At 35.4% G+C, this 8488-nt stretch carries 7 protein-coding genes and 1 pseudogene; all 8 read right to left on the bottom strand.

The window, feature by feature from the left end:
- Positions 1-15: 15 nt before the first annotated feature.
- Positions 16-225 (bottom strand): annotated as a pseudogene (locus P8O70_07855) (SAM-dependent methyltransferase).
- Between the two features lie 616 nt (positions 226-841).
- The gene (locus tag P8O70_07860) at positions 842-1777 is read right to left on the bottom strand and encodes an aldo/keto reductase (protein MDG2196791.1); all 936 of its coding nucleotides are present in this window, start codon (positions 1775-1777) and stop codon (positions 842-844) included.
- Positions 1778-1786: 9 nt separating this feature from the next.
- Positions 1787-3400 carry a glycoside hydrolase family 32 protein gene (locus tag P8O70_07865; GenBank protein ID MDG2196792.1) on the bottom strand — a complete coding sequence of 538 codons (1614 nt, stop codon included), beginning with the start codon at positions 3398-3400 and terminating at the stop codon, positions 1787-1789.
- 26 nt (positions 3401-3426) lie between these two features.
- Positions 3427-4869: a glycoside hydrolase family 32 protein gene (locus P8O70_07870; protein MDG2196793.1), complete on the bottom strand. Its 1443-nt coding sequence runs from the start codon at positions 4867-4869 to the stop codon at positions 3427-3429.
- 20 nt (positions 4870-4889) lie between these two features.
- Complete coding sequence (locus P8O70_07875; GenBank protein MDG2196794.1) at positions 4890-5894, bottom strand: ATP-binding cassette domain-containing protein; 1005 nt, start codon at positions 5892-5894, stop codon at positions 4890-4892.
- On the bottom strand, positions 5875-6918 hold the full coding sequence (locus tag P8O70_07880; protein MDG2196795.1) for an ABC transporter ATP-binding protein: 1044 nt from the start codon (positions 6916-6918) through the stop codon (positions 5875-5877). The genes P8O70_07875 and P8O70_07880 overlap by 20 nt, the downstream gene beginning before the upstream one ends.
- Positions 6893-8041, bottom strand: coding sequence for an ABC transporter permease (locus P8O70_07885; GenBank protein ID MDG2196796.1), 1149 nt, complete (start codon positions 8039-8041; stop codon positions 6893-6895). The genes P8O70_07880 and P8O70_07885 overlap by 26 nt, the downstream gene beginning before the upstream one ends.
- Positions 8042-8056: 15 nt before the next feature.
- The coding region (locus P8O70_07890; protein ID MDG2196797.1) for an ABC transporter permease at positions 8057-8488 on the bottom strand (432 nt) is incomplete at its 5' end.

Here is an 8488-nt window from a genome sequence, read left to right on the forward strand (position 1 = left end):
TAGGTTGATAGTTCTTCAACGTTTTCGAGCGATAGTCAGTCCATCTCCAATTGGAACCATACATAGATCAACACGTTGATCACTGGACAAAGCTGCATTGAATATTCGTAGGGCTTCTGTGTCCTTATCATGATTCGAAGCGTCAGCTACTTGGCCGCTCCACAAGACGTTGTCAACCAATATTGATCCACCCAGCCGGAATAGCTTTGGACAGTATTCATAATATTCCGCATACGATGTCTAATCTGCACCAATTAAGGCCAGATCACAGGCTAGTTGTGACCAGCTTGCAGAAGTTTCTTCAAGCTCTCCTTGACATTTACTAGGACCAGTTTCACTGGTCAGCAACAGCATTCTGAGAGAACACATGAGCAGTTTGAGCACGCTCATCACCGATATCAAAAGGGATCCACAAGCCATCTTCAGACACCGCTAAGGCTGTAGCGATAGAACTGTAGCCAATGGAATTAAAATCTCCAAAGTTTTCTGGAAATTTAGCAGTTTGAGATAAGCTGTTCCAAGATTTGGAGAGTTCTACATTCTTAAGTTGGGTAGTTTTTGAGCAGAATTAGAATTTGGAAAGAGGCTCTAATAATCAAAATAAAACTCTTAGAGTAGTCAAAACTTGTTACTGTATTACACTAGGCAGAAAGCAAATATGTAATATCATTACATCTCCTCATATCTATTAGCAATATGATCAAACAATTGGCCACATTTTAAAAAATTATAAAAATTTCAATTAAATTTTTAAGGATGTACAAAAATAAAAGTCATTAGAAAACAATTTATTCAGAATAGCAAACAAGAAAACATGCTAAAGAAATGCTAAAGATAAGAATTATGGAAAATCTTTACCCTTAGAAAGACGATATAAATTATACCAGTCCTCATCATCCAATTTGACTTTTTTTCCATCAACACAGGCTTTCATAGTACGGAAATCTAGAGAACCAATTATAGGACTAACTTTACATGGAATTCTTAGTAGCCAAGCAATTAAGATAGATTCTGGAGTACATTCATATTTAAGAGATAAGTTAGATAATTTTTCTTTCAAAATAGGGATTTTTGGATTTTGGTCAGGAACCATGGAAACAGTATTATTTGAAGTCAAGACACCTCGGGCAATAGGAGACCAAACTTGAATGATAATATCATTAGCTTGGCAATATTCTAATGTGCCAGTACCAACAGGATACTCGGTTGATTCGTTGAGACCTTCGATTCCAGTATCGAGAAGTACTGTGTGGATTAGATTAAGTTGGACCTGATTTGTATAAATAGGGAAAGGAATATTTTTTCTTAGAAGTTCGATCTGAGATGGAGAAAAATTACTTACCCCAAAATTCAATATTTTCCCTGAGTCGACAAGTGTTACAACCACTTCAGAGATTTCTTGGGCAGACATCAAAGGGTTAGGTCTATGGATAAGCAAGGAATCTAATCTATCAGTACACATTCTTTTCAGGCTGGCTTCTACTTGCGAAAGTATATGTCTTTTACTGGTATCATAATAAATTTTATTATCAATTTCAGAAAATTTAATTCCACATTTTGTCTGTAAAAATATTTTTTCTCTAAGAGATTGATCTTTTCTGAAAACCCTACCGATTACAGTTTCTGACTCTCCATTACTGTAAATATTAGCTGTGTCAATGTGATTGATACCAAGTTCCAAAGCTGACTGAATTGCTGATTCAGCAACAGAGAACATAGATTTCTTCTCATCCCTGAGAGAACTTGAATAAAATCCAGCAGTTCCCAAAAAAAACATAACAAATTTTCAATTTATACTTGTATAAATACTTTTCATCTCCCACACATCAAGATTGAGAATTTCTGCTTTACCACCATAGCTTTTTACTGATAGACCTTTGCTATCTTCTAAACTGGGGTACACACGAACAGCCAAGCATTGTTGGTTTCCAATAAACACTTCAACCACACTACGATCAATAAATATTTTAACATCTAGAATTCCACTCGGATCGAGATTGAAGGGGCCGCACTCTGGCGGCCGTATCATAACATCAGAAAGAATGGAAGAGTTGCTAGAGTCAATTGAAACTATACTTTGATTACCCTTTGATTTAGTAACGTTAGCATTACTCTCAGTTAATAGGTGAGAAGTTCTAAACCTATCGTTAAAGCCTCTATATGGATAAAAGCATATACTTGTGTACTCAGATTTGTCTGAAGAAGACAGCAAATTTATGACAAAAAGTGAACAATCTTTTATGTGTATTTTAAAGTCGAGTTCACAAGAATTTGAGTAAATTTCTCGGATTCTTAATTCTTCATTGTGTTGAATCAATTGGTGACTAATATGAATGTGCTTGTCTCGAAGAGATTGTATGTCACCAGCAGGAGTAATTTCTAAACTACCACTGGAGTTAAGTGATAATTTCCTTGGAAGCGTCATTATTTGATCCCAACCATCACAATTTTTTCCTTTATTCATGTTGAATATGACAATTACACTACCATCATCGAAAGGTGCAGCTGTAGGAGCGTGTACACCCGAAGGATGAGCTGCACCAAAATTAAATAAGCCGTGTTTTTTAGCACTGAATTTCTGTTTATCTATATCGTATGAACCTAAGATATATTGCCCACCTGACATATGGCTAAAAAATAACAAGATATGCTGATCGCCAATAGGCCAGAAGTACGGGCATGCACCGTCATCACCAATTCTTGTAAAGATATCATCTTCAATAAAAGAATGAACGAACTCCCAGTTGATTAAATTTTTTGACTTAAAAAGAAAATCAGCAGCCAAATATTGTCCTGAAGGGCCATTAGCTTCAACACCTCCAGATAAGGAGTAATAATGATCCCGGCATTTCCATATGCAGGGATCGTAGACTGAGAATTTATCGAGATGATAAGCTCTGCTCCTGTCAGATGTGTTCAGGGGTATAACGGCGTCATTGGTGAGCTTTTTCCAATTGAGTAGCAGTGGGTCATCAGATATTGCCACAATATTACCCACTTCAGTACCATGGTACATTGCAATAACACGATTCTCCTCAACTAAGGTTGCACCAGAAAAACAACAATTTTCTGGGACAGGATAAATTGCATACGGTAGATCTCTCCAATGAATCAAATCATGGCTTATTGCATGACCCCAATGTTGCCTGGTATCTTCAGGAGGATACGCTTGATAAAAAAGATGCCAATTGCCCTGCCAAAAACACAGCCCATTGGGATCGTTTAGATTACCTTCAGGATTGATATAATGATATTTTGGACGAAATTTATCATCCTTCATCCGTATCCGAGATTCACTCATTCTTTGTAGGAGTGGGTTACTCTCAAGTTCTCTTTGTTGTTCAGTAAATGAGGAAGAGAATTTAAAAAAAGGGACTCTTGAGGGGAGCACAGATTTCATAAAATAATCTCTTTAAATATTGAAATTTAAGTAAGAATATCAGGTTGCCATATTAAATTTTCTTTGGCTGCAAGGAAGCCTTGATTACATTTTCTAAGCTTCCAAAATTCTATAGCATTAATATTTAATTTGTTACCATAAGCATAAACTAGAAATTCATTACCTCTAACATAATCAAAATAGACCACGCTCCCAAACAAATACTCATCAAAAAAAACTTCAATTAAATATTTATCGGCAAAAATCCTTAAATCAAATATAGATTTATTAACAACAAGATCATAGTTGAATGGAATAATCTTTTTTCCTAAGTGAATACATCCAGATTCTCTAGAGAAGAGAATCTGTAAACCTGAGGATCTATCTGAGCCAAAAAGAAAAATTCCAAAACGTTTCCTGTAAAACTGATCAGAATTTATTCTCAATGAGATTTCGAAGGAATCACAATCAATTTCAGTTACTTTGTAAATATCATATCCGCTATGATTTGCAGGCTCAGGGATAATAGTAATATTGCTGAATAACTGGTTCGCAAATCTTAATGATTGAAGTTCTTTCAGAGGATTAAAAGCGAGTTGAGTACTGTTCAAAAGGGATAGTTCACGGGGCAAGGATTGAATTGATAGAGAACGAATTGATTTGTCTCTGAGCCATGCCCACATAACACGTCTATTATCGGGGGTCACCAGAGATTCAGGTGCGAAGAAATCACGGTTCGTTGTACTAACTAAATCAGCATCAGGTGCGGGCCAGTTAAGTCTATAATGATGTGTAGGAACAAACTGTTCAGAAGAAAAATCCCAATCACCTATGTAATATCTACATCCAAAAGAATGACTTATACATAGTAGAATCCATTTTCCTCCAAGTTTAAAAAAGTTGGGACACGAAATGTCCTCACCATAAACAACATCAGCAGTTTCATTAGCCAAGAAATTTCCAACGTATTGCCAATCATATAAGTCTGAAGATCTGAATAATTTCTGTTCTCTACCGCTAGATATTGAATAGTAGTGGTCACCGATTATAAAACAATCAGGATCCCAGCGATCATGATGACCATCAGGCAAAGTAGCTACTTGGACAGCTAAAGGTGGGTTCCAAGAATTTAACTCGTTATCATTTGCTGTAACTATAAAATTATTACCAGTGGCTTCACCATGATATATGATTGCTGGAATACCAGATTTGGTAAAAAAGCCCGTGCCACTAAACATCCCATGGCCAGTAAAAGATGGCTGTAAAGTAGTTTTTTCCCAATGCCAGTTTATTAAGTTGTCACTTGTAATGTGAATAAATGAGTAAGATTTCTTGGAATTATCTCTTAATCGATAGTCATGCTGTAAAATATAGTGAAGATGATATTTATTCTTGTAAAAAAGAGCTCCGTTAGGATCTGCAGGTTCACTAGCACCACCTGGATGCATAATATGATAATTAAGAACAAGGTCATCAGATAAAGAAATCATTATATTTAATTCTGGTAAGTTTACTTGGAGCCAAACTGGTCAGAAAAATGACAAGCAGAATAATGCTGATTTCCATGACTTTTAAGGACAGGCATTTCAGTTGTACATTTTGGTTGGGCATACCTACATCTGGGATGAAAGAAACATCCTTTGGGAGGAGAAACGGGATTAGGTATCTCACCAGAGAGAATAATTTTCTTGGACTGGTGTGAAGGGTCAGGAATTGGTACAGCTGAAAGAAGTGCTTCTGTATAGGGATGATGTGGCTTGTCAAACAGAGAATCTGTTCTTGCTATTTCAATAATTTTGCCAACATACATTACTGCAACACGGTCAGTAATATGTTTAATAACGCTTAAGTCGTGTGATATGAAAATATAAGTCAACCCAAACTTATTTTTGAGTAACTCCAGAAGATTTAAGATCTGAGCTTGAACAGACACATCAAGAGCTGAAACAGGCTCATCACATATTATAAGTTCAGGTTTCGTAATCAAAGATCTTGCAATACCAATTCGTTGCCGTTGACCACCGCTAAAAGCATGTGCATACCTGTGAGCATGTTTTTTTTCAAGGCCCACCTCTTCGAGCATACTAAATACCAATTCGTTAGCACGTTCACCAGTTGCAAGATCATTGTAAATCAATGGTTCTTTAACAAGTTCTAGCACATTCATTGTAGGATTAAGCGAAGAATAAGGATCTTGGAAAATCATATGAAAATGTTTGCGTACATTTCTTATCGTGCGATCATCAACAGAAGAAAGATCCATCGTTCTATCGACCGTTCTAAAAAGAATGGAACCATTAGTAGGTTTGATACCTCGAATCAAACATCTTCCAAGAGTTGTTTTGCCCGATCCAGACTCACCAACAATGCCAAGTGATTCACCTTTTTGTAAATCAAATGAAACATCATTTACTGCTTTCAGATAACCCTTATTTGTACCAAAAACACCTTTAGAAATAGCAAAAGACTTCATGAGATTTCGAACTTCAAGTAAATTATATTCTGCTCCACTCATCATCCTTCTCTTCTAAACTACTGTGTAGGAAACAGCTTACTTTGTGATGGTCCATTCCCTGAAGACTTGGTACTGAATTAGAGCACTTCAGAGTTGCAAATTTACATCTGTTATAAAAGCTACATTGCCATGGTAAATTAATTGGAATAGGTACATTTCCTTCAATAGGATCTAATTTTTGATTAACTTTATCAATTCTTGGAATAGATTTAATCAATGCTTGTGTATAAGGATGTTGTGGATTGGAAAAAATTTCCTTAGTAGTAGCAATCTCAACTATTCTTCCAAGATACATCACACACACGATATCACTGGTTTCAGCGATGACACCCAAATCGTGTGTAATGTAAATAATAGAAGTATCATATTTATTTTTTAAAGAATTTATTAAATCAAGAATCTGAGCTTGAACAGTTACATCTAATGCAGTCGTCGGTTCATCAGCAATAAGAACTTTTGGTTTGCAGGAAAGAGCCATTGCAATCATAATTCTTTGACGCATTCCACCAGAAAGTTGGTAAGGATATTCATGATATCTTTGCTCAGGGTTGGGAATGCCAACTGCATTAATCATCTCAATTGTGGCATGTTTAGCTTCCCCTGCTGAAATCTTTTGATGCAATAGAAAGGATTCTAGTATTTGTGAGCCTACAGTGTGAACTGGTGATAAGCTCGTCATTGGTTCCTGAAAAATAATAGAGATTTCCCTACCTCTAATTTTTCTAAGTTGTCTATCTGAGGATCTCAGTTTGGCAATATCTATTTCATTTCCACTATCTTGTATTAATTTAATAGCACCAGAAATAATATAGCCAGGTTTCCTTATAATATTTATAAGTGAACGAACTAGAACTGATTTTCCACAACCTGATTCACCAATAATCCCAATAACTTCTCTTTTTCTGAGGTCAAAGCTGACACCATTTACAGCTTTTAGTAAGCCCTCATCTAAAAAAAAGAAAGTTTTCAAATTTTGGATAGATAATCTTATAGATTCTTCACTGTGAGTAGGGATCAGCGGCATCTCTTATTCCATCTCCAATAAAATTGAAAAGGAGAACCGATACTATTACAAACAGGCACGGGATAAGGTACCACGGATAATTTGCAATCATGGTAATTTGCTGAGCATCTTGAAGAAGTGCTCCCCAACTTGTTTCTGGAGGAAGTATACCAAGTCCTAAGAAACTCAATGTTGTTTCACCAAGAATCATTTGTGGAACAGATAGAGTTGCATGTACAATCAGATAACTGAAAAAACCAGGAATCAAATGCCTTTTTATTATAGTAAAGTTACTGGCATTAGAGATTTTTGCAGCCATCACATAGTCTTCTTCTCTAAGAGAAATTAGACGCCCTCTTACTACTCTTGCCAATCCAGTCCATCCGACAAAAGAAAGTATGATTGTAATAGCAAAAAAAGTTTGGATTCCAGACCAATGATCGGGTACTGCAGCTGAGAGCGCAATCCAAAGAGGAATTTGGGGGATACTGATGAAAAGCTCAATTAATCTCTGAATTATATTGTCAATTGATCCACCAAAATAACCAGATATTCCACCAAGTAATACACCGATTACAAAGCTTAGGAAGACTCCGATAAGCCCGACACAAAGTGATATTCTTGATGCATAAATTGTTTGTGAGAATAAATCTAAACCCAATTTATTTGTGCCGAATAGATGGATATATCCTTTTTCCGTACAAAACAACTTTTTAGATATTTTGATTATCCCAACCAAATCAAATGGTTCAACAGTACAAAATAATTTAATTTCTAATGTCTTTTCTTTATTCTCTTTGTAAATCCATTTGAAAGTTTTCTTGTCTAAAGTTTTTGTATACTCATAAATAAATGGTCTTGTAAGGGCTTTGGATGCATCGAAAATGTGTATTGCATTTGGTGGGATAAACTGACGATCTGCAACTCTAAAACTTTTCGCATAAGGGGCAACAAATTCTGCGAAAAGGGCTATCAAATAAAATAATGCTAAAATGTAGAGACTTACTTGTGCAAGTTTATGTTTTTTAAATTTAATTTTAATTAGTTTAAATTGGGATGCACTGTAAAGAATTTCCTGATAATCTTTATATTTATTTTGCTGTGATTTATATTTATCAAGAAGTTTTTTTTGATGTTTTTCCATTTTTTTTAATAAGTTTTATTCATATCTTATTCTTGGATCTAACATCGCTAGCAAAATATCTGAAATTAATGTTCCTATGATCGTTAGAATACTTAAGATAAAGAGTATACCACCTGCTAAATACATATCTTCACCCATCAATGCTTTCAATAGCACTGGGCCAGTAGTTGGCATGTTTAATACTTTCGATATAACAACTTCACCACCAACAGCTGCTGGGAGTAACCAACCTATCGTACTGATAAGGGGGTTTATAGCAATCCTGAATGGGTATTTGAATAAAATATTTATTTCTGACATTCCTTTACTTCTTGCTGTTGTAACGTATTGTTTCTCTAATTCGTCCAGCATTGAACTTCTTAAGATTCTGATAATGACCGCTGCACCTGAACTTCCAAGGACAATCAACGGAATACTTATATTTTTCATCAAATCAATCAATTTATT

Source organism: SAR324 cluster bacterium (genome assembly GCA_029245725.1).
In the GTDB taxonomy this organism is placed as follows: Bacteria; SAR324; SAR324; order SAR324; family NAC60-12; genus JCVI-SCAAA005.